The following is a 17,034-nucleotide window of genomic DNA, read 5'->3' as shown; positions in this document are numbered from 1 at the left end:
GCGGCCACGTCGATCAGAGCGTCAGCGAGGTGCGAACTCGACCTATCGCGATCGCGTTCCGATCCGTATCTTGGTCCTCCATGAACCGAAACGCCCAAGAACTACAAGCAATCGAACGCGCTGAAACCGAGCTGGTCGACGAGAGCGCAACCTTCTTCGCACCCGTCAGCAGCGATCTGCTCGACGGCCTGATCGGCCAGCACCGGGTCCTGCGGCGCAGCATCGAGCAGCTCGGCGAAGCGCTGCGTGGCAAGGATTTCGCGGCCGCGATGGGGTACTTCCTGGAAGCGAGCGAGGAGCGCGGAAGGCGTCTTTCAATCGACTCGCTTGCCGACTTGCCGGCAGCGATGGCTGTGCTTGACGCCACCTTCTGGTCGAAGGCGCTTGCCCTCACGGACGTGCTCGACTGCATGCCCCAGGCTCGCCGCGACGAATGGAACAAGGCGATCTCCGACCGCAACACGGTGCCCTTCACTGAAGAGGCCGTTCGACCGACCATCGCGGATCTGCTCGCCTCAAGGCATAAGTTCTTCAGCGAGCGCGTGGATGGCATCTTCCGCGGGCTCTCTGGAGCTCACGTCACGAACCAGCCACAAGGCTTCTCGAAGCGGATGATCGTCGCGAACGTCCTGGATAGCTACGGGCACCCGAACCACAGCCGCGTGGGCCTCATCAACGACCTGCGCTCAGTGATTGCGACCTTCATGGGGCGGCCGGGTCTGAAGCACTACGAAACGAGCAATCTTCTTCGCCGCATCGCTGAGAGCGGAGCTTGGGGTGAGTGGCACGACATAGACGGCGGCGCTGTGCGGATCCGCATCTACCGCGGCGTCGGTACTGCGCATCTCGAGATCAACCCAGAGATTTCTTACCGATTGAATGGCGTACTGGCAAGCCTGTACCCCATGGCCATCCCGGCCAAGTTCCGAGCGCGCCCCGCGTCGAAGGCCAGGACGTTCAAGTTGATGGAACGTCCCTTGCCTTTTGCGGTGCTGCGAATCATCGACGGCGGCAGTCTAGAGGTCCGTGATGTTGAGCGCACATGGCGCTTCTCTTTCTCGTACAGCACGATGGACGAAGGTAAGCATGCGCGCCACGAGGCCGAGCGCCTGCTGGAGGCGATCGGGGGCGTGCCCTCGAAGGTCGGGTACGCCTTCGACTTCAACCCACGCGGCGTGCTCAACAAGGTCCTCATCTCGGGCTGTATCCCACATGAGGCCTCGCACCAGTTCTATCCGACCCCGACCACCGTCGCAGAAGCCGCTGTCGAGATGCTCGACGGCGGCGAGGACGACACATACCTCGAGCCGAGCGCAGGCCTGGGCGGGCTCGCCTGCCTCCTGCCGCCCGATCGCACAACCTGCGTGGAGATCTCCCGCCTGCGGTGCGAGGTTCTGCGCGCACGTGGCTACCAGGCCCACGAGGCTGATTTCATCGCCTGGGCGGCCGCCCAGCGCGCGACCAACGCCAGGTGGACGAGGTGCCTGATGAACCCGCCCTACTCGGATGGACGTGCGCTGGCGCATCTACAAGAGGCCTCGACGCTGATCCAAGCCGGCGGCCGGCTCGTGGCCATCCTGCCGGCGTCGATGCGCGGCAAGGATCTGCTCGCAGGCTGGGAGGGTGAGTGGTCGGGTGTGTTCTCGAACGAGTTCGCCGGTACCGGGGTGAGCGTGGCGATCTACGCCGCGACGCGGCCGCCAGCGAGTTCCACGCCTGGTGGGAGGTGAAGTGGCGCCAAGACGAAAGCAGCGAATCTTTTAGTGCGGCGCTGCCTGCTCCTGGATGCCAGCGTTTTGCGCCAACGTCCCCACGATTTGCGCCTTGGTGGTGGCGCTATCAGGCGCCCTGGCAAAGGTAGACATCAGATCTGCCAGGCGCATGCGCGCATCGTGAGGCACACCCATCAGCAGCGCCGCGAGGCTTTCGATCGTGGCGTCAGGTTTTGGGCTCGATGTCGCTGCCGGCGATTGCGCCGGACGTTGCAATGCCGACATTTCCACGGTGGCCTCGTCGTTCGGACCCAGGGTGATCGAGCCGATGGCGCGCGGCCGGCCCGACATATCAACCGTGTACATGCGCCCCACCGGCACCAGTGCCTTTCCCTTTGGGGCAGTGAGCGTCGGATCATCTTCCATGGCCGTGAATGCCGCCTCGATGGACTCGTGCAGATCCTGTGGCGCGCTACTGCGCCAGTCATAGCCTGGCGGCAGGGTCTGAAGGAAGTCGATCTGACTTGGCGCTCCTTCGCGCAACGGGTGGCTCGGCGCGAAGACGAACGCGCAGGGATGCATGAGGAGTTCTGGCCAGAACTTGTGCCAGTCGTCGGGACGCAGGCTCCAACGCATGACCGCGGGCTCCGTGGACAGCGGGAGATCGGGTTGGGTGTCCACCCAGATCAGCTTGAAGCGGTGGTGGGAACTGAAAACATCCAGAATGGTCGCAGGCGACGCAGCCTCGGCTCGAGTTGAGGACTCCTTCGGGGTCGCGCTTACTTGATCGGGGGATGACATTAGGCGGATATGGATCAGTGATTTGAAGGGACGGATTCTTGCAGCGCAACTCATTGGGTGCAAGAAAGGTATGGGTAGAAATGCCTCCGTCCAGGTGCCGCGGCGAAGCCCCGGTATCGTGCATTGCTCCGCGTGCAATGACTCTCTGAATGACCCAAGTAGACCCCGCCATCATTTCCGCTTTGCAACCCGCTGCCATCAACGCGGCGGATCTGCTCTCGCTGCCTGCCTACAAGGATGCAGTCGAGAAAACCATCCCCGGCGCGCGTACGGAGAAGGGCCGCATTGCGCGGGAAGGCTGGCGGATCCGCGAAGACCTGGGGCCGATCGCGTTCGACGGCGATCCAGCGACCGCCACGGTTCTGCTTCTGAAGGCAAATCCCAGCTACGGGGATGGCGCGACGCGCGAGTCGCATTTCGAACCGCATCCCGACTGGCCATTGTCCGTGGCCGGCCCACACGTCACAGCGGGCACGAGGGCCTACTACCAGAACGGCGTGTTTGGGACCTTACGCCGGGCGGGTGTCACGCTCGAACAGATTAGCCGTCGGATGTTGAAGGTCGAGTTGTGCCCGTGGGCGAGCAAGAAGTGGCCGACGGGTCAGCAGCACCTCCTTCAGCAGATGGCCCGCTTTCCGAGCCGCTCCCCGACCCTCGAACTGGTGTCTCAGCTGGTCGATCAGGGAGTGCTTGTCCTGATCGCTCGGGCCGAGGAGGAGTGGTTTGCCGGTGTGCCGGCGTTGCAGGACCTCGTGGGGACGCGGGTGTTCGTCTCGCGCACGAAGATCGCACCCGCCATCTCAGAACGGATGTACCCGGGCAGGTGGCCGCTCGTGTTGAAGGCGCTTCGCTCCTGAGCCGCGAGCTCAGGCTGGCGCCTCAAGCGCGCGGCCGCGGCTTCTCGCCCTCTTGGCTGATCGGCCTCTCGGCCAGCTGGTCCAACTCGCTCCAGATCTCGTCGCACAGGCCCGGGCGATAGGCCGCATCACGGAAGGCTGCATGCTCCGAGCGATACACCTCGAGAAGGCGTTCGTTGCCGTCGGCAATACATGCCCGCATGTTGGCTAGCCGATCGCACGGCTTGACGATCAGGGCTAGGCGGTTCGATGTCGAGGCCAGCCTGGCATACGCCTTCGCCTTGCGGTCCTTGCGCGTCGCGCCAGGCGGATCGCTCAAGAGGTCAACTGCCTCGGTCGCTTCTTCGCCGAAGGGCTCGCGAAGGTGGGCGAGCGTCATGCCGGCGACGTCCTCCTTCACGTCGTGCAGATACGCGACGGCCTCAGCATCGTCACCGTATGGCCGAGCCAGCTCGGCCACAGCGTCCAGGTGATGCGCGTAGGGGTGCCGACCGTACATCTGGTCGCCGTGCGCGTGCACCGCGAAGGATCGTGCCAAGGGGGCCTTGGGAGGCCGGGGACCGGATGATGCGCTTTTTTGCGGCACATGGAGCGCCTCCTTCTCCTGGGCACGATCACGTCGCGCCGGCGCGCCGACATTCTTCAGGTCTGTCCTTGACTGTGTTCGCTCGGGTATGCCATCTTGTTCTGCAACAGAAGCACGCTGCAAACAATTCCCCAATGCAACAGTCCGACCTCTTCGAGCCGCTCCTTGCGGCGTATCGCAACGTCCAGATCAACGACGAGGGCATTTCGAACCAAGCTCTCTACGAGGCGCTCGACCTGGTCGGCGGGGAGCGCAAGCCCGTGGGCCGCGCGCGCCAGCCCCACAACCTGGAACACCGGAAGGTCCGTTGGCACCAGCAAACGCTGCGCAAGCTTGGATTGCTCGAGCGCGTTCCTGGCCAACGAGGCAACTGGCGCCTGACTCCCAAGGCGCAGAAGGAAGGCGACCTCACCCCTGCTCCCCAAGGCGTGGCACTGGTTGCGTTCAGCACCGACCTCGGCGTGGCCATCTGGACCCGAACCGAGACCCTCGCCGGCAAGCTAACGGACCGGATCTCCGCGATCATTACCTCGCCGCCCTACCCCTTGCGCCAGGCCCGCGCGTACGGCAATCCGTCCGAAGAGGGGTACGTCGACTTCATCTGCCGCTCGCTGGAGCCACTCCTGAAGAACCTGATCGTCGGCGGCTGCGTCGCGCTCAACATCAGCCAGGACATCTTTCTGTCGAAGTCCCCGGCGCGGTCGATGCATCTGGAGTTGCTGACTCTGGCCATGAACCAAAAACTTGGCCTATACCTTCATGAACGGATGGTGTGGGAAAACCGATCGAAGCCGCCGGGCCCGACTTACTGGGCGTCGATCACACGTCAGCAGCTGAACGTCGGATACGAGCCGGTGCTGATCTTCTGCAACGACCCTGTCCGCTGCGTGGCAGACAACCGTCGCGTGTTGCAGCCCCACTCGGATCGGCACGCAAAGCTGCTCGCCGCCGGCGGCGAGACCCGCACCGCGACCTATGGCGACGGCGCCTACAAACTGCGGCCAGGCTCCTTCGGCAACGTGACCGCAGGAAAGATCCCGAAGAACGTTGTCTCGATCACGCACGCCAGCCGCGAGGTCGAGAAGACTCGCAAGCAAGCCAAGGAACTTGGCCTTCCTGTCCATGGTGCCCTTATGCCAGTGAAACTGGCGCGCCTCCTGGTGGAGTTCCTCACCCCGCCCGGCGGCCTGGTGCTCGACCCGTTCGGCGGTTGGCTCTCGACGGCCCTGGCCTGCGAAGAGGCAGGGTACCGATGGCTCGCCAGCGAAATGATGGCCGAGTACGTGGCCGGAGGCGGTATCCGCCTGAGCGGCCGCCCGGGATTCCGCGCCTCCTTTGACCTGGAGGGGTGGAACCCGGGCGACTCTTCGCGCAACTGATCGCACGTTCCGCGAAACTTTTGGCGAAGGGGGCGCGTGATTTCGTGAGGGGCCCGGAATTGCCCTCAGACCTCGGGCAGACTCGCCCGGGTGAGCATGACTGTCTACGTCGTCGACGACCACCCCATGATGCGCGATGCCATCGTGATGGCTGTCCGACGCCTTCGCCCTGACTCGAACATCGTCGAGCTCGACTGCATTGGTGCCGTCTACCAAGCCGTGAACGACCACGGCCCGCCGGCGCTCGTCTCGATGGATATCAACCTCCCGGACAACGACTCGGACGCTGGCGTTGCGAAGGTCCGGACGTTATTCCCGAACGCACAGATTGCGGTTTTCTCCACCCTTTCCTCCAGTGAGATGGAGGAAGTTTGCGTTGCCTCGGGAGCTGACATCTACGTCGAGAAGGCGAGTGGCCGAGGTGAGTACGCCGCTGCGCTTCAAGGGCTGCTGCAAGCCGGGAACGAGCACGACGAGGCGCCCGACGCGGACTCGCCCTCGGGCGTCTTCAAACTCTCGAAGCGCCAGAAGCAGCTGATTGCCATGATCGATCGCGGCCTCACGAATAGCGAGATGGCCACCGCTCTCGGCCTGGTAGAGACGACTGTCAAAGTGCACCTGTGGCGTCTGTATCGAAAGTTGGGCGTGAACAATAGATCGCGCGCGCTGCACATTGCCCGCGGACAGGGCCTCCTGGCCTAGCCAGGGCGGACATGCCGCTGGACTGAGGGAGGACGAAAGCGGCAGAATGGCTTGATGCCGCCGAGGGGTGCGCCTTTTCCGCCCTGGGCGAAAAAATGTATCCTCCGCGGTCATGCTCGCCCTCCTCCCGTTGCCACCAGCGATCGCCTACGGTCTGCCGTGGAGGATGACTTTTCGGACGAACCGCCCTCCGGCAACCCTCGAGAAGTTTGCGGACAAGAGCTTCGTTGAAGGCCTGACGCAGGACGAACTCAAGCACAGTGAGGCGGCGATCTCCACCCTGTTGGCCAAAATGCTGGCCACTCGCAAGATTCCCCGGACGCTCTCGCGCTGGCATTTGAACCTGGCGGCCTCCCAAAAGGTCTGGGACGAGCGGTCGCCGGCAGGACTCAAGGTTTCCCTGGGCAACACGCGGTTCACGGTTCTGGAGGCGTCCGACTGGATCGGCGACAGCGTCAACCGCCTGGTCAAGAGCCTGCGCCCGGACCCCGGGGCACGGCTGCCCGAGTTCAAAGCGCAATTCGCGGAATCGGACTGGGAAGACATCGGCCACCACGGGGCGGCGCCGGCGGCCGTCGGCGGCCCCAAGCCACGAAAGGCCCCCGCTCGAAAACCACCCCCCGAACTAGACCTGACACCTCCGGCCGGCCTAGCCCAGCGTCGCAGACGTCAGATCTCGAACCTGAAACTCTTGACCCGCTCAGGCCGCCCGATCTCCGGTACCGACTACCGGCTGGGCTGGCTGCTTTTCGAGATCCACAAGGTGGTGCCGCTGAACCATCGCGAGCCTGGACATGCTGACGACGTCCTTCGCAAGCTCGAGGCAAGCAGTGTTCCTGACGCATCGAGGCTGGCAAAGATCCTCCGAGGGCGCCTTGAGACATTGGAGTCGGCACAGGTGCCAGAGGAGGTTCGGGAGGTGCTGAGCACCATGCTCGCGAGCACGGCGAACTCCGAACCGTGGACGGAGCAAAGCCTGTTCTGGGCGTTCGGTGTCGCACCCGTTCGCGAGTCCTTTGATGCGGCGTTTTGGGCAGGCACTTCGGAGACACAGGCTAGGGCGTTCCGCCTGCGGCGAAAGCTGCTGCCGATGACCGATCCGTTCATCACCAGTTCCCTCCACTCGCCGGCCCTCGAACTCTTGGCCCACGAGCTCGCGTCGACCGAGTTCACTGGCGCCCGGCGCCTTCAATCTCGGCTAGGCCCGCTCCTTGGAGGCGCACATGTGATTGGCGTCAGCAAGTTCCTGACCGATGTCCTCGGCTGGAAGGGCGGCCGCTTGATCACCATCACCGTGGCGGCAGGCAACGGGCCGGAGGCAGCGAAGTCCAGCCTCTTCTTCTGGACGAAAGCACCACACGGGGTATTTCCGGTCCATCTGCTCGAAGTTTGCGTTCGCGCCAGAGAGCTGACCCTCGCGCGCGGCGCGTTCGATGTGAGCGAGGTCGCCGCAAAGTTCGCGGACCATCCGAGTTGGAATGTCTCGGAAGAGACGTGTGTGGAAATCCTGAGCGAATGGCCTGCGGTGCGTTGGTTGGACCAACGCGGCATCGGCGTCGTGGACGGTGCAAGCGTCTTGCCAGCGCTCGTCGAACAGCTCCTGAACGTCACGTGGCCCCGACCGCTCAACGTCAACGACGTGGTCGAGGCGATCCGGTCTGCCCCGCATGCAATGTCGGAGATGAACGCCGCCCAGGCCAAGCTCGACTCCGAAGGCTTGGTTCCGACCACGGTGCTGATCGAGGCCCTCGATGGCGCAGGCAACATCTGCCGGTCGGGCCGCAACCATCTGGCGCTCAAGACAGCGCCAGCACAGGACTATTTCAATCTGCGTCCCGTTGAGCTAGATCTCGTGGCGTTCCTGCATACCGTCGGCGGATCGGCGCCCAACCGCGAAATCTACAAGCACTTCCACGGTGACAAGGGCGTCGAGGCGGGCGTACTTGGCGCTGCGATGAAGGCCCTCCCGTACCTCTACTCGCCGACGCCTTACACAACGGCGATCAGGCCTTGGGTGATCCCGAGGAAGACCTCCTAGCTGCGGACCCCACGAGGGGCGAGGCGCGTCTGCTCGCATGCGACGCAAGAATGATGCGGCTGAGCTTCGAGCGTTGTTAAAAGGTGCTCGCAAACCTGGCTCGCGACCGACTCGCGCCGCGGAATGAATCAGAATCCGTACCGATGGAAGAGCGCCACTACCTCAATGTCCCGTTCAAGGAGAAGGACGCCGCGAAGGCATTGGGCGCTCGCTATGACCCCGCAAGCCGGCGTTGGTGGGTCCACCCCGACGCTGACCTCTCGGCCTTTGCAAAGTGGGATGTCCTTCCCGGCATCTCCAGCTCACCACCGGTACCAGCTCGCGCCGCGGCGCCGGCTGACGCCCCCGCGCCCGACCTGTTCGCATCCCGCGAGGTGGCTGCTGGTGCTGCCGGCGGCGAACTCACCGCGCCAGCGAAGGGCATCCCCCTATCCCGTCTGCTCGGCGGCGTCGCGGCCGCGATCACGCAGGCCTTCAAGGCCGGCGTCTGGACCACGGTTGAGGTGATGAACGTGAGGCTGAATAGCGGGCACGTCTACCTCGAGCTGTCGGAGCGCGACCGCGCCGGCCAAGTGCTCGCGAAAGCGCACGCCATGATCTGGGCGAACACCGCCGCCAAGATACTGCCCGAGTTCGAGCGGGCCACAGGGGCGACGATTGGCGCCGGCATCAAGCTGCTCGTTCGCGCGAAGCCAGGCTTCAAGGCGCAGTTCGGATTCAGCCTGGAGATCGACGCGATCGATCCGGCATTCACATTGGGCGATCTGGAAGCCCGGAAGAAGGAGATTCGGGCGCGCCTGCAGCGCGAGGGCGTCTTCGAGCAGAACAGGCGCATGCCACCGCCCTGGGACTTCACCTCCGTGCTGGTCGTGGCGCCCCACGAGGCCGCAGGCCTGGGCGACTTCCGCAAGGAGTCCGATCGCCTTGCGCTTCTCGGGCTGTGCCGCTTCACCTACGCTCACAGCCGATTTCAGGGCGAAGGCGCGGCGCGCGAGATCATCACAGCTCTCACCGAGGCACTCGACGAATGCGCGGCCGCTGACGACATGCCCGATGCCATCGTCATCATCCGCGGCGGCGGCGCGGTCAATGACCTGGCATGGCTCAACGACTACGACTTGGCCCGGGTCGTCTGCGACCAACGCCTGCCGGTCCTGACAGGCATTGGCCACGAGCGGGACAGCACGATCCTGGACGAGGTCGCATTCGCCAAGTTCGATACCCCCAGCAAGGTGATCGGTGCGATCGAGAAGCTGATAGTGCGCCGAGCGCAGGAGGCGAAAACCGCATCAGAAGCGATCATGGCGATGGCCGGCCGCGCGGCGCGCGAGATGCGCGTGTCCGTGGACCAGGCCCACGGCCAGGTCGCGACGGACGCGCGCGCCCAGATAGCCCATGCGCGCCAGGGCAGCCGCGACGCAATGAACAGCATCGGCGTGGCGGCGCTCCAGGACGTTCACCAGGCAGCACGCGACGGGCTTGCGCTCGTGAGCGAGATCCAGCGCGAAGCCTCCGGCCAGGTGGCGACGGCGCGCCGGCTGGTGCCGCAGCACATGGCCGACATCCGAACTCAAGCTGGCGCCCTCATTGGCCGGGCGCGCGGCACCGCCGACGTGTCGATCAACACGGTGCTCGACCGGGCAAGCGCCGGCGCACGATCAGCCCGGCACCAGGCCGACGCTCAGATCTCCGCTCTGGGCGAGCGAGCCACGGCGTCTCTGGGCCGAGCCCGCGCGAACTCTGACGCACTGATGCGCGAGATCGCAGGCCAAGGCCCGGACAAGACACTCAACCGCGGCTTCGCGATCGTGCGCGATGCCGAAGGCAAACCCATCACCAGCCTGCATCAGGCCGAGCTTGACCAGTTGATTGAGATCCAGTTCCGGGACGGCACCATGAGTGCGCATTCCGGCAAGCCAAAATGAAGGAACGAGCCATGGAACAACAGACCTTTCGCGAAGCCTACGGCGTGCTCCAGCAACACGCTGAGACCCTTCGCGAACAGCAAGAGCCCAACATCGACGATCTGCTCAAGATCGTCACGGAGTCCGTAGCGGCCTACCAGGTGTGCAAGAAGCGAATCGATGCAGTGGAGGAAGCTCTGAAGAAGGCCTTGGACGGCGCCGGGGTCGACGGCGCGGGCACGGCAGGTTGAAGCGTGGGACCGCCCCGGCAGCGGGGCGGGCAGTACGGCCAATCGCCGAATTCGCCAAAACCTGACGTTCAGCGACGCCACTGACGCTCACGCTCCCTGCCACGCTTGGGACCTCACGCGCGAGCAGCTGGCCGCGCTCAAAAAGACTGCACTGGGCCCGTTCCTACGGAACGGCATCGACGGGCCGCAGAACGACTAAGGCTACGCAGCCGGTAACCTTGTCACCTGCTGCCGCAATTGCAACATTTCGAAGAACACTATGACGGCGGAGGCCTTCGCGCAATGAGTGAAGCGCATCGCCAGCAAGATGCCGCTCTGGCATCCGACATGAATTGAAATCTGCAAGGCGCCAGCTATCATTGTCAGCATGGCACTCCATGCCAGCCGTGCGCCGCGGAACTTCCGCGATGGTGAAAATGGAGCTGCTCAGTCCATTGGCCTTGGTTCCAAGCAAGACTGTTCGCCGGTGAGGTAACGCGCACCCCTTCCACGCATGCGAACGCCTCTGCCTGGAGCAATCCACATGTCATTTGCATACATTCCCCTGAACGCAAGGCTCATCGCCTTCGTGGAAGACTTGGCTGCGGCCGTTGCCCGCGAGGGCATTCCGTTGACCGCCGATGAGGCCCTGGATTTGACCGGCCATCTATGGTCTGACGACCTCCTGAAGATCTTTGACGACCCGGCGGACTGGCATGTCATCTGGTGGGAGCGAGAAACCGCACAGACCGGAGAAATTGTGTCTGTGGCCAGGTCGCGGGCTGAAGCTGTAGCCGGAGTGATGGCCCACGCGCAAGAAGAAGGCCATGAGCTGGACGACCTGGAGACGGACACGCAACCCCTGGAGATGTATTGCGAAGGCGAGCTCTACGCCCGCATCGCGCCCCTCGAGTTCGTGCAACCGCGGGCGGACCTGCTCAAGCGAATGCAGACCCTGCTGGCCCCGATCAAGATCTCGGACGAGCGCACGCTCGTGCGCCGGCTGATGGAGTTGCCTGCCTGGACGGTCGAGCCCTACAACGACTTCGATTGGTCGTGGTCGAAGATTCATGTAATCCCAGTCGGCACCCCCCGTGCCGGAGAGTGGCTTAAACCGATTTCGTTCACTCACGGCAACCGGGACAAATGGCCCGAGCTCAAGGGCCGCGAAGAGCGGAATGACCTTTCGGTGATCGACTTGATAGAAGACCCGGACCCGACTGAGCAGAATCTGCAACCCATGTGGCCCACCCCTCAAAGCTTGGCGAAGCTGCTGCAATCAGAGCTGGCCCACAAGATGCAAGAACCGCCAAAGCTTTCCTGGTGCCAAGAGACCTTGGCCAAGTTGCTGCACGCAGGCTCCTGGAACAGCCTCGTCGCACGATTCAACGCGCATGCGTTTGTCCAAGTGACCATGAGTGAGGTGGCCGACACGGAACACGACACGCCCGAGGTCCTGTTCTACGAAAGTCCAGCCCACCTTCTGGCTTGCGTTTACGGGCGCTCCGAAGATTTGAGAGCAGCCGGTCGACCGGGCCTGTATATCTCCGTGAGCTGGCTGAGCAGTCCGTGCATTTCGCTCAGGGCCGGTGAAAGACCGCGGGAAGAAATTGAGACTGAGGTAGCGGCGAAGTGCGTATCACCCGGCCAATTCAATATGGAGACCGACGAACATCGGGCCGCCTCTGACGCCTGGGTGGGCTTGCAACAGGCCTTGCGAGCACGAAGCCAACAATTACGCGCTGTCGATTTGATGTACGTTTCCGCTAGCTATAGGGACGAAGAGCTAGAAGCTGCAGAGGAAGCGTTGGACAACCTGGTGTAGCCGGAGGGTGGAAGCACATGGACGGAGCCTGCGAATTCGGACGTTCAGCAGGCCCCTATCGAGGCATGAAGCACAGCCACACCCTCGCCGCCCAACAGACGCCCAACCGCGACACCTACCAGACGGGCTCTCCTGTGGCCTATCACCCCCTCGGGGGCGTCAATCGCATGGCGTAGGTGTCCCCACACACTCATCCGCCATCTGTGCGAAGCGCGCCACCGCGCCCTCGATCTCGCCATCGCTCGCATCGACAGGGCACGTCACCCAGCAGATCGAAAGCGCGTTCCTCCCCTGCTTTGATACTCATCGATCAGGATGCAGAGGCCTTCGGCCCCGTTGACCCGCACCCAGCCGTCGCATCCCTGTCACCGACCGCGGTCGAGCAGGTCTTGTTGGCGACTTTCAGAATGCGATCGGCCTCTCCGCAGCCAAACGGGATGAAGAGCGCCGAAACGCGACGCGCCAGCGCTCGCTGAGGATCATCGTTGTGCTGGGGGCAGCCGTTGTTGCTGCTACGTCCTGCGAGGGCGCCCGGCTGCCCTTGTGGTTGGCGTTGTCGCCGCCGGCAAATGTAGTCGTCACGTGCTCCGCGAGGCGCGCCGGGTGGGCTAGCAAAACAAATATTTCGATTTGTTTGTGTCGGTCTACTATTGCGGACATGATTTCTACCGACTTCTTTGCACGTCATCCGATGCTCTCCGATGCACAGGTGGCGGCACTCCTGGACCGTGTTTGCCTCTCCAAGTCGGACAAACCGTCGCGGACCCAGATGTGGCTCAGTCTCCCGGCCAATGGCGCCTGGCGACACGGCGGCGCCTTCAACGCCATCGACGCGTCCGAAGCGCTGATGGCCATGCTTGGCGCCAAGGTGATCTACCCGGTGGGAGCGAACGACCAGGCGGACCGGTACTACTACCTGCAGCTGGTCGAACGGGTAGACGGCCAGCACGATCTGTACCTCAAGTACCAGACCATCCTCGGGCAGCGCCTGCTCGGCGGCGTGTCGGACGCACAGGTCGAAACCCTGCGAGCGCGCTACGAGGGTCGGCTTCCGCTCCCACGCATAGCCGGCGAACCGGGTGACTCCCAGGCAGGCCTCCCTGCTCGACTCGCAAAGGGCAGCGCACGAAGAGACGAGCTTCTGGGGCAGATCTCGGAGGCACTTCCCTCCAACCACCGGCCGGCTGAAGTGACAGGGCCCCTGACCAGCACGGCGGATCTGACCAGGAACACGTCGGAAAGCCGCAGGGACGGCGACGAGGCACTCACGGCGCGGCCTACCTTGAGGGGCGCGGCAATGCCGGAAGCCGCGGCCGCCCGCAGTCGCCGCATCGATGACGACGTTCTGGCAGCCTTGCGAGCCGGCCGCACGGAAGACAACAAGTTCTATCTCGGACCCGAACGGTTGGATCCGAAGCTCTACAAGCGCGTCAACGCCGTTCTGAAGGATCTCTCTGGACAGTGGAAGGGCGGCAAGACGCAAGCGCACGTGTTCGAAGGACCCGCCGATGAGGCCATGGCCGCGGCCATTGCGTCGGGCGAATATCTGACAGCGAAGGACTTCGGCTTCTTCCCGACCCCTGCAGGTCTGGCGGACCGCGCGATCGCCATGGCCGGCCTTGTGCCCGGCATGAAGGTGCTTGAGCCCAGCGCGGGCAACGGAAGTTTGGCGCTGCGTGCCGCTGCAATCGTAGGCGCCCAGAACGTGACGGCCTGCGAATTCTTGGAGCGGAACGTGGCCACGCTGAAGGCTGCTGGCCTGACGGACGTCCTCCACGGCGATTTCCTGGCCATCGAACCCTCGCCGATCTACGACGCGGTCGTGATGAACCCGCCCTTCGGAAATCTCCAGGACGCGAAGCACGTCGAACACGCGGCTCAATTTTTGAAGCCAGACGGCGTGCTGATCGCAATCATGAGTCCGAGCTACCAGTCGCGCGCCACGGCAGTCGCGACGAAGTTTCGCGACTTCGCTGAGGCCAGCCAAGCTGTTGTGGAGAGCATTCCAGCCGGCACCTTCCGTGAATCCGGGACCGAGGTAGCTACGGTAATCCTCAAGATGGAAGCACGCAACTTTCCCTGGAACAACATCGTTCAGCTGGACGAGGAAGACGAGCAGGACCTGGCTGACGCACCGCGCGGCTGAGCGAGTATGGCGGTCGAAGTCTCATCCGCCGGCGCCGTGCAGCTGCCGAACCTCGTTGCCCGTGACCTGTTGATCGCGGCGCTCGCGCGTCTCGTCCCGCCTGACACGACGCTCAATCCCCTCGGGCTGGACGTCACATGCACCACCGACGGCGAAGCGCTGCTTGTTCGCGTTCCCAGTTTTGCCCGTGTCGAAGCGGACGCATCAGATGCCCAGGAAGCGCGCCTACGTGGCTAGACGCACCCACCGATCCCAATCAAACGATGACGAGGCTTCCCTTGACCGACTCTGTTCGAACTAACAACGCCTACATCGAGCGCCTGCATGCCACGCTCAGGCACGACGGCTTCTTGCTGCGCAAGATCAACAAGCGCGATTGGACCGAGGAGCTTCTCCTCGCCGCCGTCAAGAACGCCGGGCGCGCGCTGCAGTTGATTCCAGAGCCGAGCGCCGCCGTCGTCCTGGCCGCCGTAGAGCAAGACGGTGATGCGCTTCAGTACGTGCTCGAGCAGACGGACGAGATCTGCGCGGCCGCGTGCCGGCAGTGGCTCGGCGCCTTCCACCACATCGTGGACGAGGAAATGCGCGATCGGGTCGCCTCCAGCCTGGTCGATGAAGGCGTGCTTGCCACCCACCCGTTTGCCGATGCCGCGAACGCCTCGAACTACCGCCCTTGAGAACCACGATGCCCACCCTCATCGCTGCCACCGCACCAACCTCATCCACCGACAAGGCGCCTCTTTCGGCGACCGCAATCGAGTACGTGACACGGGATCTGTTCAAGGGCAAATCCCTTCGTGCGGCTTCGAAAGCGTTCCACCGCAGGTTCAGTGGCGAAGACAACATCTTCCTCGGCCGCGTGACCCAATCGATCGAGGAAATCATGCAGGCCATCCTTTCCGACAAGGCGGCGCTAGCCATCCAGAACGCTCGCAGGATGAAAGTGGGAAACGCGCACATCGCAATCGAAGGCACTGCGCAGCAGTTCAACCTCGAGGTCGGCCTGCTCGCGACCGAGGTGATGGCCCAACTCGCCTGCGCGGATCCGGCGGCCAAGACGGACGGGCCGAATCCTGTTGCGCGCGCAGTCTTCGCGCTGAATGCCGCCCATCCGGACGCCGCTCCACTCGCCCCCCACGACGGCGAGGCAGCCGAGGATGGCATGTCGGCTTGTGAAGAAGAACCAGCCCTCGGGGACGCGCCCCGATGACTACGGCGTCCTGCCCTCCACCGATCGTCTACCACGGCACCGGCGCCACCTTCGACGCCTTTGCTCCGAACGAGCGTGGAATCTTCTTCGCCGAGCGCTTCAACGCGGCGGCCGCCTACCAACGCATCCGCCGGGATGCGGCGCCGCGGGTCATCGCAGCGAGACTGGATATTCGCAACCCATGGACGGCAATCACCTATGGCGCGGACGTCCCCTACAGGGACCAGATCGACCAGTCGGTGGCCGCGATCGCAGCGCGCGGCTTTGACGGCATCTACCTTCCAAAGGAACGCGTCTGGGTAGCGACCTCCCCCCACCAGATCACAGTACTGGATCACGCGGTCCCGCTGGCGAGCTTTGCTGCCAATATGCAGGCGGCCGCCGACCAGTCCCAAGCCGGCTGGTACTTCGAGGAAGGCGGCTGCTGGGGCATGGCGTTGGCCCTGCGCTCGGCCCTGGGCGGCGAGATCGTGCTGCGCGACGACTTCCTTCACGCCTACGTACGCGCGGACGGCAAGACCTACGCCTGGCAAGGCGAGTCGACCTTCGCCGGCGGCCGCGTCGTTACGCGTGATCAGCTGGTGCAGGAGGCGCTCGGCAACGGGTGCGCCAGGGAGCAACTCGACGCCGACACCGACTGGGCCGACCAAATCATCGAACGAGCTCGGCACATGTGCTTCATGGAGGAAGCAGCGACCGAGAACGAACTCTCCACTCAACGACTAGGCGCCCCGCGGGGCTGAGAAAGCAAGTACATGAGCTACGACGCACGAATATCCTTTGAAGCAGTGATTCGCGACGGCGTCATGCGCCAAGCGGTCGAGGAAGCGCTCAAGCCACTCCTGGACCATTCGGAGACCGTGCTGCGCACGCGAGAAGATCCGACCGCATCGAAGATGGTCGCGCTTGACAGCGGTGTGTTGATTGTCAGCGTGGACGATCGCGTGAGCGACGGCTTTCAGACGAACGTTTTCATCCCAGTCGTCGATGCAATCGGAGCGCTCGCTGTCGAACCCTTCGAAGCCACGCTCGAAGACCAGGACACCGGTGATGCGGACGAGCGCTACTACACACGCCTCACAGGTCCCGCGCACCTCATCCCCGAGTTCAAGTCCCGTCAGGCACGCGATGAGCTGCAGATCAATGACATCGTGCTCCCGCTCAGCGCCAGGGGCTGGCCGTTGGAGGACCTTGCGACGCGCAGCTGCATGACCATCGCGATGTTCCCCAATCGAGGAGACCACAAGGATGCGGTCTCACGCGTCTCAGTTGACCTCGAGGGCTTGGACCTGGACGAGGCCCGGCGAGCGCGCATCGCAAGGCTCTCGGTGCTCCTGGCGCGCGAAATCGCCGGCGAATCTCTCATCCTTCACCCGCGGCCCGGCTATGGCGCTGCCGAGCGTGCCCTCGATGGAGTCGGAAAGACGCTGGGCGCGCTGATCGCCTACGACAAGCGCCTGAACGCGGAGCCGGCCAGGGCGCCGAACGGATCCGACTACAGCGCGCTTCTCGACATCGCCACCGCACAGATCATGGGAATTCACCGAGAGGCCCTTGCACGAGCCGATGCACGTGCAGAAACCGGCTCGGAACTCGAAGTCGCTACCGAACATGCAAGCGCCCCCCGGGGCTGAAGAGTACACC

16 protein-coding genes are annotated in these 17,034 nt (G+C 63.9%); 14 read left to right on the top strand and 2 right to left on the bottom strand.

Going from position 1 to position 17,034, the window contains the following annotated elements; all coding sequences use genetic code 11:
- The first annotated feature begins 80 nt into the window (after positions 1 to 80).
- Complete coding sequence (locus ACSQ9A_RS37535; RefSeq protein WP_436307832.1) at positions 81 to 1,730, top strand: DUF4942 domain-containing protein; 1,650 nt, start codon at positions 81 to 83, stop codon at positions 1,728 to 1,730.
- 30 nt (positions 1,731 to 1,760) lie between these two features.
- On the opposite strand, the gene ACSQ9A_RS37530 is transcribed toward ACSQ9A_RS37535, so the two are convergent.
- A complete protein-coding gene (locus tag ACSQ9A_RS37530) occupies positions 1,761 to 2,513 on the bottom strand; it encodes a hypothetical protein (RefSeq protein WP_436307831.1) in 753 nt (250 codons plus the stop codon).
- A gap of 149 nt (positions 2,514 to 2,662) precedes the next feature.
- Here ACSQ9A_RS37530 and ACSQ9A_RS37525 point away from each other — a divergent pair, with 149 nt between their 5' ends.
- Positions 2,663 to 3,370: a hypothetical protein gene (locus ACSQ9A_RS37525; RefSeq protein WP_436307830.1), complete on the top strand. Its 708-nt coding sequence runs from the start codon at positions 2,663 to 2,665 to the stop codon at positions 3,368 to 3,370.
- 22 nt (positions 3,371 to 3,392) lie between these two features.
- Here the strand turns inward: ACSQ9A_RS37525 and ACSQ9A_RS37520 are convergent, their stop codons facing one another.
- Positions 3,393 to 3,890, bottom strand: coding sequence for an HD domain-containing protein (locus ACSQ9A_RS37520; protein WP_436307829.1), 498 nt, complete (start codon positions 3,888 to 3,890; stop codon positions 3,393 to 3,395).
- A gap of 200 nt (positions 3,891 to 4,090) precedes the next feature.
- Between ACSQ9A_RS37520 and ACSQ9A_RS37515 the strand changes: the two genes are divergently transcribed.
- The 12 genes from ACSQ9A_RS37515 (at position 4,091) to ACSQ9A_RS37460 (ending at position 17,024) form a co-directional block, all read left to right on the top strand.
- On the top strand, positions 4,091 to 5,335 hold the full coding sequence (locus ACSQ9A_RS37515; protein ID WP_436307828.1) for a DNA methyltransferase: 1,245 nt from the start codon (positions 4,091 to 4,093) through the stop codon (positions 5,333 to 5,335).
- A 96-nt stretch (positions 5,336 to 5,431) separates the two neighbouring features.
- The gene (locus ACSQ9A_RS37510) at positions 5,432 to 6,037 is read left to right on the top strand and encodes a response regulator transcription factor (protein ID WP_436307827.1); all 606 of its coding nucleotides are present in this window, start codon (positions 5,432 to 5,434) and stop codon (positions 6,035 to 6,037) included.
- Between the two features lie 112 nt (positions 6,038 to 6,149).
- Complete coding sequence (locus ACSQ9A_RS37505) at positions 6,150 to 8,075, top strand: hypothetical protein (protein WP_436307826.1); 1,926 nt, start codon at positions 6,150 to 6,152, stop codon at positions 8,073 to 8,075.
- Between the two features lie 143 nt (positions 8,076 to 8,218).
- On the top strand, positions 8,219 to 10,000 hold the full coding sequence (gene xseA / locus ACSQ9A_RS37500; protein ID WP_436307825.1) for an exodeoxyribonuclease VII large subunit: 1,782 nt from the start codon (positions 8,219 to 8,221) through the stop codon (positions 9,998 to 10,000).
- Positions 10,001 to 10,011: 11 nt separating this feature from the next.
- On the top strand, positions 10,012 to 10,230 hold the full coding sequence (gene xseB / locus ACSQ9A_RS37495) for an exodeoxyribonuclease VII small subunit (protein WP_436307824.1): 219 nt from the start codon (positions 10,012 to 10,014) through the stop codon (positions 10,228 to 10,230).
- A 523-nt stretch (positions 10,231 to 10,753) separates the two neighbouring features.
- Positions 10,754 to 12,034 (top strand): hypothetical protein, encoded by a 1,281-nt coding sequence (locus tag ACSQ9A_RS37490; RefSeq protein ID WP_436307823.1) that lies wholly within the window; start codon positions 10,754 to 10,756, stop codon positions 12,032 to 12,034.
- A gap of 658 nt (positions 12,035 to 12,692) precedes the next feature.
- Positions 12,693 to 14,180, top strand: a complete 1,488-nt coding sequence (locus ACSQ9A_RS37485) for a methyltransferase (protein WP_436307822.1) — start codon at positions 12,693 to 12,695, stop codon at positions 14,178 to 14,180.
- A 6-nt stretch (positions 14,181 to 14,186) separates the two neighbouring features.
- Positions 14,187 to 14,417: a hypothetical protein gene (locus ACSQ9A_RS37480; RefSeq protein ID WP_436307821.1), complete on the top strand. Its 231-nt coding sequence runs from the start codon at positions 14,187 to 14,189 to the stop codon at positions 14,415 to 14,417.
- Positions 14,418 to 14,530: 113 nt separating this feature from the next.
- On the top strand, positions 14,531 to 14,857 hold the full coding sequence (locus ACSQ9A_RS37475; protein WP_436307820.1) for a DUF4116 domain-containing protein: 327 nt from the start codon (positions 14,531 to 14,533) through the stop codon (positions 14,855 to 14,857).
- A gap of 8 nt (positions 14,858 to 14,865) precedes the next feature.
- On the top strand, positions 14,866 to 15,390 hold the full coding sequence (locus ACSQ9A_RS37470) for a hypothetical protein (protein ID WP_436307819.1): 525 nt from the start codon (positions 14,866 to 14,868) through the stop codon (positions 15,388 to 15,390).
- The gene (locus tag ACSQ9A_RS37465; protein WP_436307818.1) at positions 15,387 to 16,133 is read left to right on the top strand and encodes a hypothetical protein; all 747 of its coding nucleotides are present in this window, start codon (positions 15,387 to 15,389) and stop codon (positions 16,131 to 16,133) included. The genes ACSQ9A_RS37470 and ACSQ9A_RS37465 overlap by 4 nt, the downstream gene beginning before the upstream one ends.
- Positions 16,134 to 16,145: 12 nt before the next feature.
- Complete coding sequence (locus ACSQ9A_RS37460) at positions 16,146 to 17,024, top strand: hypothetical protein (protein WP_436307817.1); 879 nt, start codon at positions 16,146 to 16,148, stop codon at positions 17,022 to 17,024.
- Positions 17,025 to 17,034 lie beyond the last annotated feature (10 nt).

It is taken from the genome of Variovorax sp. LjRoot290, from assembly GCF_964253985.1.
Lineage (GTDB): Bacteria > Pseudomonadota > Gammaproteobacteria > Burkholderiales > Burkholderiaceae_C > Variovorax.
This window is presented reverse-complemented; position numbering and strand designations above follow the sequence as displayed.